Source organism: Phyllobacterium sp. MT110, assembly GCF_058792715.1.
In genome coordinates this window covers 178,951-194,137 of sequence record NZ_JBXAFE010000007.1, presented here as the reverse complement: position 1 = coordinate 194,137, position 15,187 = coordinate 178,951, and the positions used below count along the sequence as shown (strand labels likewise).

Below are 15,187 nucleotides of genomic sequence, written 5' to 3'. Positions count from 1 at the left end.
GTGCGCCTTTCTGTTTCCCGGTTGCATTTTAATTGGAGCGACCGCCGATTTTCGACCGCAGGCCGGCCACCATCTTCCGTACCGCAACTACTTGGTGGTGTACCCGCCATTGACGAGGATCGTCTGGCCGGTCATCCACCAGCCCTCCGAGACAAGGAAGCGGATATAGGGGACGATATCCTCGATATCGGTCAGGCCGGTCTTGGAGAACTTCGACAGCGCTGCCGCCGTCTTGTGATAGGCGACCGCGTCCTTGCCTTCCGCCGGATAGAAGAAGGACGTATCCATCGGTCCGGGACCGATCGCCGTCACCGAGATTCCTCGCTCGCCGAACTCCTTCGACGCTGCCCGCGTGAAATGCTCCACCGGTGCCTTGGTGCCAGCATAGGCTGCATAGAAAGGTGTATAGGCACCGAGCAGCGAAGTGACGAGCGTGCAGATCTTGCCGTCGTCGCTGAGATGCTTGCCGGCTTCCTTGATGAAGAAGAATGCGGATTTCGCGTTCACATCCGTCATCTCATCATATTCCGCTTCGCTGATCTCGACGATCGGCTTCTTCAGCACCTTCCCGACGGTATTGATGGCGATGTCGGGCTTGCCGATCGCCGCGATCGAATCCGCGAAGAACCTTTCCATTGCGCTGGCCGTGGTGAGGTTGGCCTGGAAGATGGCGGCTTCCGCCCCGCTGGCCCTGACAGCGGCGGCGGTTGACTCCGCTTCCGCCTTCGTGGCGGCGCTGTTGTAGTGGATCGCGATCGCCTTGGCGCCGTGCTCAGCGAGATCGCGCGCGATCAATCCGCCGAGGTTCTTCGCGCCACCGGCGATGATGACGGTCTTTCCCTTGATGCTGTGATCGGTCATGGCGTCAGCTTCCTCGTTCTTGCACGACCACGCTATGCAGCCGCTTTCGAGAATGAAGGATATCGTCTATATCAATGCTATAAAGGCGATCATTCTGACATCACTTGTCGCCAATTTCGAACAATGGAGACTTCCCCCACTTGGATCGCATCGACCTCTTCCGCATCTTTGTCCGCGTCGTTGAATGCTCAAACTTTACCCGCGCGGCGGATACGCTCGGCATGCCGCGCTCGTCGGTATCGGCGGCCGTGCAGGAATTGGAGGGCCGTGTCGGAGCAAGGCTCCTACACCGGACCACGCGAGTGGTCTCGCCGACACATGACGGCTCGGCCTTCTATGAACGCTGCCTGCGGCTGATCGCGGATGTTGAGGAGGCCGAAAACATTTTCCGTCAATCTGCAACGCCCTCAGGCAGGTTACGGATAGACGTTCCGGGCCGCATCGGACGCCTGATTATTGCACCGGCATTGCAGGCCTTTCTCGACGCCTACCCGGACATCGACATCGATCTCGGCGTCACCGACCGCACCGTGAATCTCGTTGAGGAAAGCGTCGACTGCGTCCTGCGCATCGGGCCACTGGCTGATTCCGGCATGATCGCGCGTTCGATCGGTGAGCTTCGGCTGATCAACGTGGCAAGCCCGGCCTATCTGGAGCGTTGTGGCCTGCCCCAATCGCCTGACGACCTGCAAAACCACCTAGCGGTCAACTACACCTCACCGTCGAGCGGGCGCGTTGAGGCCTGGGAGTGGGTCGAGAACGGAGTGTTGCGATCGATGCCAATGCTCGGCCGCGTCGCGGTCAACAGCGCTGAAGCCTATATTGCCTGTTGTCTGGCGGGCATCGGCCTGATTCAGATTCCTGCCTATGATGTCAGGCGCCATCTCGAAATCGGCGAGCTCGTTGAGGTGCTGCCGTCGTACCGCGCGGAGCCTATGCCGATGACACTGCTCTACCCGCATCGTCAGCATCTTTCCCGGCGGGTCCATGTTTTCGCCGACTGGCTGGAGAGCCTTCTGAAGCGCGAAGTGCAATGATCCCTGTATTGGAAAGACACGCCTATGAGGTCCGCGGTATTGAAGCTCTCGGCGCACAGCACGATCGATACGATGAGCCACTGCAAGTCCGTTGGTTATGTCGGCGGGCAAACTCAAGTTAAGGCGATGTTGCCTCTCAAATGATCCTGAAGTAGTCGTTCGGTCGTCTGGATACTATGTAGGCAAATAGATCTCACGCACGCGCGTGTCCCTTGAAAGTTTTCCGGCCGGACCGGACACATGGATCTGCCCATGTTCGAACGCATACACGTAGTCCGCGATTTCAAGCGAGAGGTCGACATTCTGTTCCACCAGAAGGATCGATACACCGGCTTCCGCAAGCTTGATGATGATCTCGAATATCTGGTGAATGATGATCGGTGCAAGGCCTAGCGACGGTTCATCAAGCAACAGCAATTCGGGGCTGCCCATCAATGCGCGTGCAATGGCCACCATCTGCTGTTGACCGCCCGAAAGACGCCCTGCCTGGCTTTTCCTGCGTTCGGCGAGTACTGGAAACAGACCATATACCTCGTCGAGAAGCTCGGCTTCCGATTTGCCACGTCCTTCCAAATAGCCTGCCATCAGGTTTTCCTCAATGGTGAGATGTTGGAAGACTGCGCGCCCTTCCGGGCAATGACCAAGACCGCGCATGGCGATCTGGTAGGGCTTCAGCCTGTCAATACGTTCACCCTTGAAGCTTATTTGACCCGTCGTGATGGGGCAGACACCGCTGATGGAACGCATAAGCGTGCTCTTGCCAGCTCCATTGGGGCCTATGAGCGAGACGATCTCGCCAGCATGCAGCTCAAGGCTGATGCCACGCAAGACTTTCACCCGCCCGTATCCGGACTCGATTTGCTCGACCGCGAGCAGCGGCTTCGATCTCGCTGATTGCACCTGGCTGGCCAAGATAAGCCTCCTGTACTTGCTGATTGTTGCGGATCTCGGCCGGCGTTCCATGTGCCAGCACGCTACCACGGTTCATCACGTAGATTTCGTCAGAGATTGACATGATCAATTTCATGTCGTGTTCGATTAGGACGACGGCGATCTCCCCCGTCTTCAAATCAAGAATATGATGCTTGAGCTGTTCTGTTTCGCCATGATTGAGGCCTGCGGCAGGCTCATCAAGTAGGATGGCATGCGGCTTGTTGACCATCGCGCGGGCAAGCTCGACCAGTTTCTGTTGACCGTAAGCCAGTGAACCGGCCAAACGGTTGGCATGGTGGGCAATGCCCAGTTTTTCGAGCAGCTCATGACATAACTCACGGCGGTGTCGCTCCGCACTGCGCCCCGGCAGTGCGTCCACGATCAAGGCCCCAAGCGTGCGGGGAACAAGGGCTACTTCGAGATTTTGCATCACCGTCATGCCGTCGAACAATCGTATGTTCTGATAGGTGCGGCCAAGCCCGGCATGCGCGACCTCATGCTTGGGCAATCGCTGAAGCTCGATGCCGTCAAGGACAATCCTGCCCGACGTCACCTGATAGGAGCCCGCAGCCATGTTAACGAGCGTAGATTTACCCGCGCCATTCGGTCCGATGATGGCTGTGATCTTGCCCGATTGCATGACCAGCGACGCATCATCGACAGCCTTGTGTGCACCGAATGCTTTGGTGACATGTTCGAAGACAAGCATCAGCGCCTCCCCAGTTTGGCGGCAAGCCACGATGGGCCATATTGACGGCTGATAATACCCATTGGTCGCAGCAGGATCACTGTGACGAGTGCCAGACCGAAGACCAACTGACGGTAGTCGGCGTATTCGCGCATGAGTTCAGGGATAAGAACCAGAATGGTGGCGCCCAGCATGGCTCCAAATGGATTGCCCAGTCCACCAACCACCAGAACCAGAACGATGGTGAGCGACTCCCAGAAAGAAAAGCTTTCAGGACTGACGAAGCGCTGCATAGACGCGAATACGACACCGCAGATGCCGCCGATCACGGCACTTGTGGCGAAGGCCACTAGCTTCACTTTGGTGGTGTTGATGCCGCACCCACGCGCTGCATCCTGATCTTCACGGACAGCCGAAAGAGCGATTCCGAGTGCGCTTTGTTGCAACTTCCAGACGAAGAGAAAAGTAATGATCAACAGCCCGATCAGGAAGTAGAGAAAGTCGAGCGGAGTCGAGATCGTCCAGCCTAGAAGATTTGGTTCATCGATACGCGCAATACCCTGCGGACCATTGGTGAGCCAGTTCAGGTTGTTCATGAGAACGCGAATGATCTCGCCGAAGCCAAGCGTGACAATTGCCAGATAATCGCCACGCAACCGGAGCACCGGCAGCCCCAGAAGGAGTCCCGCCATGCCTGCCAGCACAGCCCCGATCACCAGAATGACGGGAAATGGAAGGTGCAGTCCCAACTGGTCAGACGCCAGCAATGCGTAGGTATAGGCCCCGATCGCATAAAAGGCGACATAGCCGAGATCGAGAAGGCCGGCATAGCCAACGACGATGTTCAGTCCCATGGCCAACACGGCGTAGAGCAGGATCGTATCGAGGATGCGTAGCGGATAGGTGGGCAGAAACTGCCCTAAAATGATGAGCAGCAGCGGAAATATTGCAAGCACCAGTGCTGTGCGTCCCATGGAAGTGGCGGATGTTGGCGCGGTGCCCGCGTTTAAGGAAGGAGCTTCAGAAGTCACTTTTGTACACCATCGTTTCTTCGCTGACCTTGGCGCCCAGAAGACCGGACGGACGGAACAGCAGGATGAGAACAAGGACGGAGAATGCGAAAATGTCGCGATACTCCGTGCCGATGACGCCGTTGGTCAGACCAGGCAGGAGGGCTGTAGCGAATGTCTCGATGAAGCCGAGCAGGATGCCGCCGAGCATGGCGCCGGGTATGGAGCCGATACCACCGAGAATTGCGGCAGTGAAGGCCTTCATGCCTATGACGAAGCCCATGGTGAATGTCGCAACGCCATAATAAGAAGCATAGAGCAAGCCTGCCACGGCGCCGAGACCGGGTCCGATGAAGAAGATGGCGGAGATCGGGATATTGGGATTGATGCCAATCAGCGACGCCGTATTGGCGTTTTCCGCAACGGCGCGAATGCGTATGCCCATCCGGCTGCGGTTGACGAACAATTCCAACGCCAACATCAGAACGAGAGCAATGGCAAGGATCGTGATCTGCTTCCAGGTGATCACAATGCCGCCAATCTCGATCACGCCGCGTGGCAGCATCGATGGATAAATGATCGGGCGGCGGCCAGCAAGCAGCATGACCACGTTCTGGATGATGACAGCCATGCCAAGTGCTGACAACATCGGTGCGAGACGCGATTTATTGCGTAGGGGCCGATAGGCCGCGACCTCGATCGTCATGCCGAGAACGCCGATGATCACGAAGGCCAGAATGCCCACGACAACGGCTGCGCCGGGAAAGCCCGCAATGCCGAGCGATCCCGTCAGAAAAACCGCAACGAACGCGCCCGACATGAACATTTCGCTGTGCGCGAAGTTGATGAGGCGCAAGACGCCGTAGACCATCGTATAGCCCAGCGCGATAAGGGCATAGATTGAGCCAACCGTCAGCGCGTTGACGGTTTGCTGAACTAGAAAGGAAGACATCTGCGAACCCTCGATTTTTAAGGAGCACCGGAGAAACACATGATTGAGCCATGCTGGCGTATTCCCTGGCGCTCCGATTTCAGCCTTGAAAGAACGAGCCCTCCCAAGGAGTGGCCCCGACTTACAAGGGTCGCGTTACTTCACGAGCGCGAACTTGCCGGCTTCAACCTTGTAAAGGAAGATGAAGGGGTTGGTGAGTTCGCCATCCGGTTTGAAGGTCACGGTGCCGACCATGGTTTTCAGGTCGGTTTTAGCAATCTCGTTCGAGATGGCTTTGCGTGTAAGCGGTGCCGGCAGCTTCTTCATTGCTTCGAGGATGATGGAGGTTTCCACAAAGCCATATGCAGAGTAAGGCCCTGGCTCTTCACCAAAGGCTTCCTTATATGATTTCGCGAAAGTTTGCAGATCTGGCGAGGAATCGTAGGGAGGGGCCTGGAATGAAACGACGGTGTCTTCCGCGCTTTCGGCGCCAGCGACGTTAACAAAGTCGGGCGCAAAGGCAGAGTCAGCGGCAAAGACCGTGGCCTTGATCCCGAATTCACGAGCTTGCTTCACGAATAGGCCGACGGCAGGCATGACGCCGCCAAAATAGATGACGTCAGGATTCTCCGACTTGATACTCGTCAGAAGCGCGGAAAAATCCACATCCGTCTGCGTGATGCCGGAGAAAGACGTTACCTTGCCACCATCCTTGATAAAGGTATCGCGGAAGACCTCTGCCACGCCCTGTCCGAACGCCTGCTTGTCATGGACAACGGCAGCGGCCTTGGCTTTGAGTGTATTCACCGCGTAATTGGCCGGGGCCGACCCTTGCGAGAGATCGTTTGCAATCGGACGGAACAGATTCTTGTAGCCGGATTTGGTTACTTTCGGGTTCGAAGCATTTGTCACCTGAGGCATATCGCAACGATGATAGACGTCGGATGAGGGAATGGTCACGCCGCTGTTAAAATTGGCAACCACGCCGAGCATAGCGGAATTGTCGCAATGTTTCTGGGCAATCAATGTACCCTGCTTGGGGTCGGCATTGTCGTCATCGCGTTGCAAGACGATTTTTTCGCCGTTGATGCCACCGGTTTTGTTGACCTGGCGGATTGCGAGTTCCATTCCGTTCATCCACGTCACACCGAAAATGGATTCAGCGTTGGTGAGCGGACCTGCCGCTCCGATGACGATATCCGCATATGCGGCACTCGACAGGCCGACTGCCGCGATGGTTGCGGCAAGAAACTTCTTGTATGCTTTCATGTTGTTACCCTCTTTTGATTTTTTCTGGCCTTCATGGGCCATTGCTTTTTATAATGCTGCGGGTGGGCCGTTTTCCCACCGACACTCCTTTGCATTCAGGCTGTTTTCGTATTCCGGCCTTCCGATCGGTTCTCGATCAGGGATTTCATCAGACTGTTGGCCACGCGCTGGATGTGCATGCGCAGCATCTCCACGGCGCGTTTTGTGTCCCCCAGGCGCGCATAGGCGACGAGCGTACGGTGATCGGCAAGCTCCAGTTCAACGTTCTGGGCGACTGCGATCTGCAGGTTGATGTAGCGGTTGGCATTGTCGTGCACGCTTTTGAGCAGCTTCAGAGCGACGGTCCGACCGCTCGGCGCATAGAGCGTTTCGTGAAACTGCCAATTCAGTTCACCCCAGTTTTCCACATTGCCAGCGGTCATCGTATCATCCGTCAGCCGCTCAGCCTGGCGCAGATCGTCATCCGTCAGGCGCGGTATCGCCATTTCGAAGAGCCAGGTTTCAAGATGGATGCGGATGTCGAAAAGCTCTTGAATTTCGGCAAGCGAAAGAGCGCGAACGATGGTTCCCTTGTGCAATTCGGATTGGACGAAACCTTCCGCCTCCAGCTGGCGAATGGCTTCGCGAATTGGAATGCGCGATACGCCCAGTTCGGTTGCCAGAGCCTCCTGCCGTAGTGGGCTGCCCTCAGGAAGTTCACCGGCGATGATGCGGCGGCGAAGCTCCACGACGATCTGATCCGTCAGCGACTGTCGTCCAATCTTGCTTGTCATCGAACTCTCCATTTATAGATTGGATATGATATACAAAACTCTAAGTCAATAACGAAAAAATGGTCCGAACAGCGGATTTTCATCAATAATTGGCCGTAATACGGCATTGACGTGGGTAATTTTTAAGCTACGATTGTATATCGTATCCAATATTGATGAACTTAAGTTCACATCAGGGGAATGAAATGACCAAAAAGGAAACGCGGGCCGTTGCTGGTGAGGGTCTTTGCGGAGAGGTGCTTATCGTTCAGCCAGGCAACGCCGAAAGCTATTGGCAGCCGGTGCCTGCCAACGGTTCTATTGATGTTATTTTCGCGCCGCACACGGTTCCCATGGATCACCCGATTGGCTTTGGCACGCAAACGGTTCCCCCCGGTGGTTATGTCCGCGAGCATGCCCATGACCAGAACGAGGAAGTGATCTTTGTCGTTTCGGGCAAAGGCCGGGCAGTGATTGATGGCGAAAGCCATGAGATGAAGCCGGGATCAGCCTTCTTTATTGGCAAGAACCGTCGTCACATGTTCATCAATGACGGTGACACCGACATTTTCTGGACATGGTTGATCGTACCGAATGGTTTGGAGGATTTCTTTCGGCTGATTGGTCGCAACCGGAGTGACGGTGAACCCGCGCCTGAGCCATTCCCACGACCGGAAAACGTTCTGCAGATCGAGCGCGACACTGTTTTCGCAGCACCGCCGTCCGATCCTTACAAGGTCTGATCCAAACAAACCGGCTAGCAGCGGTCTTTAACTGCGCACGGCTCTGCTGGCGTTTTACCAATGCATCCGACGGGCCATGGAAATGCGGGCCGTTGAGCATGCCTGATTTTCAGAGGAAAAAATGCGTCTTAAAAACAAGGTTGCGATCATCACAGGTGCAGGTGCCGGTATCGGCAAGGCCGCCGCCGAGATATTCGTTCGCGAGGGGGCCAAGGTTCTGGTGGCGGATCGCGACGGTGTAAAAGCCGCTGAGGTCGCGGCCGCCTTGGGCGATGCGGCGCTTTCTTTCATGGTCGACGTTTCCCGAGCCGATGAAGTCAAAGCAATGATTGACACCGCGGTTGAACGTTTCGGTCGTCTGGATATTCTGGCCAATAATGCAGGCTACGGTATTCCGGGCACGGTCGTCAGCACCAATGAAGATGATTGGGATGCCTTGATGGCAGTCAATCTCAAGGGTGTCTATCTGTGCTGCAAGCACGCCATCCCGGTCATGGCCGCGCAGGGCGGCGGCACTATCGTTAACACCGCTTCCAATGTTGCGACTGTCGGCATTTTCGACCGCGCGGCTTACGTGGCGTCGAAAGGCGGCGTTGCCGCTTTGACAAAGGCCATGGCGCTTGATCACGCCAAGGAGAAAATCCGTGTCAATTGCGTGGCGCCGGGCGTCACGTGGTCAAGCTATTTCGAAAAAATGGTGGAGACAACGCCTGACCCGGACGCTTTCAAATCCGCCCTCAAGGCCCGTTCGCCAATCAACCGTTGGGCTGAGCCGCACGAAATCGCCAATTGCATCCTTTGGCTCGCTTCGGATGAGGCGTCCTTCGCCACAGGTGCGATGTTCACCGTCGATGGCGGCATGTCGGCCTGGTGACCAGATCATGACGGCGACAACCGACATCACACCTCACATCGCGATTTTGGGTTTCGGCGCAATTGGAAGAGATTTGTGCCGCAAGCTTCTGGCCCATGGTTGCCAGGTCAGTGTGCTTTTGCGCGAAGGTGCGGCAATAACGGATCAGCCACCCCATAGGGTCCGGTTTGTCGATACAATCGAAGCGTTACTGACAGCAAAGCCTTCCGTTGTCGTCGAAGTTGCTGGACAAGGTGCCCTGCTGGCGCTTTGTCCGGATTTTCTCAACGGCGGGCTTGATGTCATTGCCGCATCCGTTGGCGCGGTCGGCGTCGATGGCTTCATGCAAAAGGTCGACGCGATCACGCAGCGTGGTGGTGGGCGGCTTATCCTTCCGACGGGAGCAGTCGGTGGCATCGACTATCTCAATGTCGTGGCGACAGCGGATGATCTTTCGGTGATATATATCTCGCGCAAGCCTGTAGGCGCGTGGAAAGCCGAACTCGAAGCACTGGGGCATGATCCCACCGCGCTCAAGAAAGAAGTCGCGCTTTTCGAAGGTGATGCAATCACCGCCGCGCGTCTTTATCCGCGTAACCTCAATGCTGGTCTGACCGTTGCGCTGGCGGCTGGCATGAAGCGCACGACTGTTCGGGTTATCGCGGACCCAGAGGTCAGCCTTAATAGTCATGAGATTCTGGTGCGCAGCGCGTTTGGAACCGCATCCATGCGCTTCGCCAACAAGCCTTCGCCAGACAATCCCAAGACATCGGCCATTACAGCCGCAAGCCTTATGGTCGAAGTGAAGCGTTATCTTGCCGGGCAATTGCATCCGGCGCATTGAATGGATGGAGTGCTGAATGAGCAATGTACTCATTGCCGGTGCCGGAATCGTGGGACTGAGTACCGCGCGGGCGCTTTTGGCGGATGGTCATGGTGTGACTGTCGTGGACCGCGATCCGACAGGCGACAAGGCATCCTTCGGCAACGCCGGAGGGCTCGGTGTTACTGAAATCGTTCCTGCCAGCGTCCCCGGTCTTATCTGGAAAGTGCCAGGCTGGCTTTTTGATCCGCTCGGCCCGTTGTCATTGCGCCCCGCTCATTTTCCAAAACTTGTACCCTGGCTCATCCGCTTCCTGCGTAGCGGTTCGCAATCCGAGATGCTGCGTATCACCAAAGCGCTCGCCGCTCTAACCGCTCCTGTCTATGACGACTATCTGCCGCTGCTTGAGGAGTTGAAACTGACGCGCGAGCTTCATCAGGTTGGAGCGCTATGGGTTTACGAAACGGAAGCAGCCTTCAAGGCGGACGCAGCGGATCGTGACCTGCGCCGCAGCCATGGCGTGATCTTCAACGAAATGGATGGCAGCGAAGCCCGTAAGCTCGAACCGGCATTGAGCAAGGCGGTCGTGCGCGCGGCCATGACGCCGCAATGGTCGCATTTTTCCGATCCCAAGCGCGTCGTCGACCGTCTGCGGGAACTGGTTATCGACAAAGGCGCCAAGATCGTGACCGGCGAGGCTGTCGCGGTCGAGGGCAAGGCCTTGCGCCTGCATGCTGGCCAAGCGTTGCCGTTTGACCAACTGGTCATTGCGACCGGTGCCTGGTCGGCGTGTCTGGCGCGGACATTCGGCGACCATGTTCTTATGGAAAGCGAGCGTGGGTATAATATTACACTGCCGCATTCGGACATCAAACTCACGCGTGAAGTGATTTTCGCCGAGCGCAAGTTCGTTGCTACGCCAATGGACATGGGCGTGAGGATTGGCGGCGCGGCTGAATTCGCCGGACTGGATGCGTCCGCCAATTTCAAGCGCAGCGACACGCTGGCAAAACTTGCCCGCATCTATCTGCCGGATCTGAAGCTGGACAATGGCACCAGGTGGATGGGGCATCGCCCGACAACACCGGACAGCCTTCCAGTCATCGGACGCTCCACCCGCCGTGCCGATATAATCCACGCTTATGGACACGGTCATGGCGGTCTGACGCTTGGTCCGACAACCGGCAGGCTTGTGGCCGACCTTGTTGCCGGGCGCACCCCGCCCATTGATCTTTCACCCTTCGCAGTCAGCCGATTTTCCTGAACGGAGCCCTGTCATGAACCCACATACTTTTCTTTGCGTCGACGCCCACACCTGCGGCAATCCCGTGCGTGTTGTTTCCGGCGGCGCACCGATGCTGCCCAATGTCAGCATGGCCGACAAGCGTCAGATTTTCCTCAAAGATCACGACTGGGTGCGCCAGGCGCTGATGTTCGAGCCGCGCGGGCATGATGTCATGTCCGGCTCTATCCTCTACCCTTCATCACGGGATGATTGCGATCTAGGTGTTCTCTTCATCGAGGTTTCGGGCTGTTTGCCCATGTGCGGCCACGGCACCATCGGCACGGTTACCGTGGCGCTCGAGCAGGGCTTTGTCGTTCCAAAGAGCGAAGGCAAACTGGCGCTCGAAGTGCCGGCGGGTCGCGTTGAGGTCGAGTACAAGCGCAACGGACGCTTCGTGGATGAGGTTCGCATCTACAATGTGCCTGCCTATCTCCATGCCACCAATGCAAGAATCAATGTTCCCGGCACGGGGGAACTGGTGGTCGACGTGTCCTATGGCGGTAATTTCTATGCCATCATCGAGCCGCAGAAAAACTGGCCTGGTCTCGATGCCATGACGGCTGACGATATTTTGAAAATCAGCCCGCTGGTTCGCAAGCTGGTTCAGGAGGCTGTTGCGCCGGTTCATCCCGAAGATGACCGCATTGCAGGCGTCAGCCACGTCATGTGGGCCGACAAGGCAAAGCATCCCGAAGCCGATGCGCGCAATGCGGTCTTCTATGGCGAGCGCGGTATCGACCGTTCACCTTGCGGCACCGGCACCTCCGCGCGCATGGCGCAACGTGTCGCCAAGGGTCTTCTCAAGGTTGGCGATACCTTTGTTCACGAATCGATCATCGGCACTCTGTTCCATGGCCGTGTGGAAAGCACTGCGGACATTGCAGGCCGCCCTGCCATCCGCCCGAGCATCGGCGGCTGGGCACGCGTGACCGGCTACAATACCATCCTTGTCGATGAACGCGATCCGCTCGCACTCGGCTTTCAGGTCAAGTGAGGTGGCGCGATGATTCTTGAAGAACGCGACTATCACATCGTGTCAGGCCGCATGGGCGAGTTTATCGCCACCTACGAAAGGCTGGGGCTTGCCATCCAGAAAGAAATGCTGGGCGGGTTCGTCGGGCATTTTGTTACCGACATTGGCGAACTCAATCATGTCGTCTCGCTCTGGCGCTACGAGGATATCGCCGAGCGGGAGGCAAAGCGTGCCCGTATGCTGGTTCATCCCGGATGGCAGTCTTATCTCGACGCCATCAAAGGGATGATCACGCAGCAGAATATACGCATCCTGAAACCCACTGCACTGTCACCGATGGTATAGTTATGAAAACCGTTCTGCCTGCCCTTGCCGATCTTGTCCCCGAACGCATGCGGCCGGGAGCCGATCTGCTCGCGCAAGGCCGGCTACTTGCGCGAGATTGGCGGGTCGGACGAAACGCCTTTCTTGATGCGAACGGCGTTTCGAGCGAAGCTGAATACAAGCGCCGCGAAGCCGCCGAAGGTCGCATGATGCAGCATGCGCATATCGGCTTTCGCAGCGTCGAGCGTACTGTAGAAGCGATTGCCGAGGTGCATGGCACTTGCGCGCGGCGCGGCGTTACCGTGGATCGTTTCGGGATCACGCTCGACTGGTCAATGGGCTATCCTCCAGCTCTGCGCAACGAACGCCCCAAGGGGACGGGCATTGTTCTGAACGGGCCTGAAGATTTCGCGCGCATCACCAATGCTGCACCGGCCGCTGCCCATTTCGGCGATTTCATGCTGGGTTTGCCCGGCGCAATAGAGAACACCAAGGGCGCCCTGGCAGCCGGGGCCACTTCCATTGGCAATCTCGGGCAATATTTCACGTTCCGCCTGCCTTACTGGGACGACGATGTCGCAACGACAGAAGCTGCGGTAACCGCGCTTGGCCTCATCGCCGCACAGGATGAGGAAGTTCTTGTTCACTCCAATCTCGATGATGGCTTTGCAGGCCTGTTCGCCGATATGAGTTCGGCGCTCGGCATGGTGTTGATCGAGCGCCATATTGTTGAGAACCTGATTGGCGGACGCATGTCGCATTGCTTTGGCCACCACTATACAGCGCCGCTCATCCGCATGGCCTTTCACAAGGCTTTGTCCGAACTCAGCGTCGCACCCGGTACGATGCTCTTTGGCAACACGGTGAGCTACAAATCCACGCCTGCGGGTAATTTCGCCAGTCTGGCGAGCTATCTGCAGGCCGACATCTGGGCTTTGACACGCCGCCATACCGGCCATGCAATCAATCCGGTTCCCGTCACGGAAAACCAGCGCATTCCCGATATTGACGAAATCATTGACGCGCAGACATTCGCCGCCCGCATGGCGGAACACGCCATGGCAACGGCAGATCTGATCGACCTGGAAAAAGTGGATACCGCCGCGAACTCGCTTGTCGAGGCCGGAAAGCGCTTCAGCGACAATGTTCTGACCGGTCTCAGCAATACGGGCGTCAATATCAATGACGCGGCCGCTTTGATGCTCGCGCTACGCCGCATCGGTCCAAAGCGGCTTGAAAATCTTTACGGTGCCGGCAGCGAAGACACCAATGCATGGGGTGGACGCCGCTCCGTCATGCTGGCCGAATGGGTCGAAGAGCTCGAGGAAAGTGCGCAAGAATGGGTGGAGCGCATTTCGCCTGCCGCACGCAAAGAAATTGCAGCAAGCGGGCTTAAAGCCTGTGTGGCGTCGTCCGACGTGCATGAGCATGGCAAGAACCTGATCGAGCGCATTCTGGCCATGAGTGCTGTCGGTGTGATAGACGGGGGCACATCCGTAGACCCTGAAACCGTGGTTGCCGTGGCCCTGGCGCAGAAGGCCGATTTCATCGCCGTCAGCACCTATAACGGCATCGCGCTGCGCTATGCGCGTGATGTTTTGACCGCTCTTGAGACGGCAGGCGTGAGAATGCCGGTGCTGATCGGCGGCAGGCTGAACCAGATTCCGGAAGATTCCAATTCGGGCCTGCCAGTCGATGTCAAAGCGGACATCGAGGCGTTGGGCGCATTGCCCTGCGAAACGCCTGAAGCGATGACCGGTTTCATTGAAAAATTCATAGAGAAATCCAGAGAGGAAATAGCATCATGACACGTTGGACAGGCGTTTTTCCGGCCGTTACAACCAAGCTGAAGCAGGATGGCGGTCTTGACCTTGACGCCACTGGCGCATCGATCGAACGGCTGATAACAAATGGTGTTTCCGGCATTATCGTTTTGCCCATGCTGGGCGAAAACGCTTCGTTGAAGGCCGAGGAACGCGATCAGGTTATCCTTGCCGCCAAGGAAGCAGTGGCAGGTCGCGTGCCGCTCCTGTCCGGTCTGGCCCAGATTTCGACCGCCGATGCAGGTATGGCAGCGCGCCATTATGAAAAGCTCGGGGCTCAAGGCCTGATGGCTTTTCCGTCGCTTGCCTACAAATCTGATCCGCGCGAAACGGTTACCTGGTACAAGTCGCTTGCCGCCAGCAGCAGCCTGCCGATCATGATCTACAATAACCCGATTGCCTATGGTGTCGACGTCACACCATCGATTCTGAAAGAGCTGGAAGACACGCCGTCCATCGTATGCATCAAGGAAGAATGCGGCGACGTCCGGCGTGTCACCGACCTTTATAACGCTTGCGGTGACCGCTTCTCCGTCTTCTGTGGCGTAGACGATCTGATCGTCGAAAGTCTGGCGCTTGGCGTAACGGGCTGGGTTTCCGGCATGACCAATGCATGGCCCGCAGAATGCGTGAAACTGTTCAGTCTCGCGTCCTCAGGCGACTTCTCGGCTGCCCGCAAACTCTACCGGATTCTGACGCCGTCCTTCCATCTCGATACCCATGTAAAGCTGGTGCAATACATCAAGCTTGCTGAACAGCTCGTCTATGGCGCGCCCGAATGGGTTCGGGAGCCGCGCCTGCCGCTCATCGGCGATGAACGCAATCACGTCGAAAGCGTCGTCAACGACACCATTGCCGCCCTCGCAGCCATGAAGGACTAAA

The 15,187-nt window shown here is 57.0% G+C and carries 16 protein-coding genes; 9 read left to right on the top strand and 7 right to left on the bottom strand.

The annotated features are described in order from the left end of the window. Positions 1 to 87: 87 nt before the first annotated feature. Positions 88 to 861, bottom strand: a complete 774-nt coding sequence (locus AC1Q5O_RS24485) for an SDR family oxidoreductase (RefSeq protein ID WP_492566588.1) — start codon at positions 859 to 861, stop codon at positions 88 to 90. Positions 862 to 1,001: 140 nt separating this feature from the next. Here AC1Q5O_RS24485 and AC1Q5O_RS24480 point away from each other — a divergent pair, with 140 nt between their 5' ends. Then, complete coding sequence (locus AC1Q5O_RS24480) at positions 1,002 to 1,898, top strand: LysR family transcriptional regulator (RefSeq protein WP_492566586.1); 897 nt, start codon at positions 1,002 to 1,004, stop codon at positions 1,896 to 1,898. A gap of 174 nt (positions 1,899 to 2,072) precedes the next feature. On the opposite strand, the gene AC1Q5O_RS24475 is transcribed toward AC1Q5O_RS24480, so the two are convergent. The 6 genes from AC1Q5O_RS24475 to AC1Q5O_RS24450 all read right to left on the bottom strand — a co-directional run bounded on the left by AC1Q5O_RS24475 (position 2,073) and on the right by AC1Q5O_RS24450 (position 7,502). After that, positions 2,073 to 2,774, bottom strand: a complete 702-nt coding sequence (locus tag AC1Q5O_RS24475; RefSeq protein WP_492566668.1) for an ABC transporter ATP-binding protein — start codon at positions 2,772 to 2,774, stop codon at positions 2,073 to 2,075. Continuing rightward, entirely contained in the window at positions 2,707 to 3,540 is an 834-nt protein-coding gene (locus AC1Q5O_RS24470) for an ABC transporter ATP-binding protein (protein WP_492566584.1), read from the bottom strand. Before AC1Q5O_RS24470 ends, AC1Q5O_RS24475 begins: the two co-directional genes overlap by 68 nt. Continuing rightward, complete coding sequence (locus tag AC1Q5O_RS24465) at positions 3,540 to 4,550, bottom strand: branched-chain amino acid ABC transporter permease (RefSeq protein ID WP_492566582.1); 1,011 nt, start codon at positions 4,548 to 4,550, stop codon at positions 3,540 to 3,542. Before AC1Q5O_RS24465 ends, AC1Q5O_RS24470 begins: the two co-directional genes overlap by 1 nt. Then, entirely contained in the window at positions 4,540 to 5,481 is a 942-nt protein-coding gene (locus tag AC1Q5O_RS24460) for a branched-chain amino acid ABC transporter permease (RefSeq protein ID WP_492566580.1), read from the bottom strand. The genes AC1Q5O_RS24465 and AC1Q5O_RS24460 overlap by 11 nt, the downstream gene beginning before the upstream one ends. Positions 5,482 to 5,616: 135 nt before the next feature. Continuing rightward, positions 5,617 to 6,771, bottom strand: a complete 1,155-nt coding sequence (locus AC1Q5O_RS24455) for a branched-chain amino acid ABC transporter substrate-binding protein (protein ID WP_464665273.1) — start codon at positions 6,769 to 6,771, stop codon at positions 5,617 to 5,619. A 53-nt stretch (positions 6,772 to 6,824) separates the two neighbouring features. Then, positions 6,825 to 7,502 carry a GntR family transcriptional regulator gene (locus tag AC1Q5O_RS24450; protein ID WP_464665272.1) on the bottom strand — a complete coding sequence of 226 codons (678 nt, stop codon included), beginning with the start codon at positions 7,500 to 7,502 and terminating at the stop codon, positions 6,825 to 6,827. 185 nt (positions 7,503 to 7,687) lie between these two features. On the opposite strand from AC1Q5O_RS24450, the gene AC1Q5O_RS24445 reads away from it, so the two are divergent. The 8 genes from AC1Q5O_RS24445 to AC1Q5O_RS24410 all read left to right on the top strand — a co-directional run bounded on the left by AC1Q5O_RS24445 (position 7,688) and on the right by AC1Q5O_RS24410 (position 15,186). Further along, positions 7,688 to 8,224, top strand: coding sequence for a cupin domain-containing protein (locus AC1Q5O_RS24445; RefSeq protein WP_492566577.1), 537 nt, complete (start codon positions 7,688 to 7,690; stop codon positions 8,222 to 8,224). A 121-nt stretch (positions 8,225 to 8,345) separates the two neighbouring features. Beyond that, positions 8,346 to 9,098 carry an SDR family oxidoreductase gene (locus AC1Q5O_RS24440; protein WP_492566575.1) on the top strand — a complete coding sequence of 251 codons (753 nt, stop codon included), beginning with the start codon at positions 8,346 to 8,348 and terminating at the stop codon, positions 9,096 to 9,098. A gap of 7 nt (positions 9,099 to 9,105) precedes the next feature. Next, positions 9,106 to 9,921, top strand: coding sequence for an aspartate dehydrogenase domain-containing protein (locus AC1Q5O_RS24435; RefSeq protein WP_492566573.1), 816 nt, complete (start codon positions 9,106 to 9,108; stop codon positions 9,919 to 9,921). Between the two features lie 16 nt (positions 9,922 to 9,937). After that, on the top strand, positions 9,938 to 11,164 hold the full coding sequence (locus tag AC1Q5O_RS24430) for an NAD(P)/FAD-dependent oxidoreductase (RefSeq protein ID WP_492566571.1): 1,227 nt from the start codon (positions 9,938 to 9,940) through the stop codon (positions 11,162 to 11,164). Positions 11,165 to 11,177: 13 nt separating this feature from the next. Beyond that, positions 11,178 to 12,179, top strand: a complete 1,002-nt coding sequence (locus tag AC1Q5O_RS24425) for a 4-hydroxyproline epimerase (RefSeq protein WP_492566569.1) — start codon at positions 11,178 to 11,180, stop codon at positions 12,177 to 12,179. A 9-nt stretch (positions 12,180 to 12,188) separates the two neighbouring features. Further along, positions 12,189 to 12,503: an NIPSNAP family protein gene (locus AC1Q5O_RS24420; protein ID WP_464665266.1), complete on the top strand. Its 315-nt coding sequence runs from the start codon at positions 12,189 to 12,191 to the stop codon at positions 12,501 to 12,503. Between the two features lie 2 nt (positions 12,504 to 12,505). Then, positions 12,506 to 14,290: a cobalamin-dependent protein gene (locus tag AC1Q5O_RS24415; RefSeq protein WP_492566568.1), complete on the top strand. Its 1,785-nt coding sequence runs from the start codon at positions 12,506 to 12,508 to the stop codon at positions 14,288 to 14,290. Beyond that, positions 14,287 to 15,186, top strand: a complete 900-nt coding sequence (locus AC1Q5O_RS24410; RefSeq protein WP_492566567.1) for a dihydrodipicolinate synthase family protein — start codon at positions 14,287 to 14,289, stop codon at positions 15,184 to 15,186. Before AC1Q5O_RS24415 ends, AC1Q5O_RS24410 begins: the two co-directional genes overlap by 4 nt. The last annotated feature ends 1 nt before the right edge of the window (position 15,187 follow it).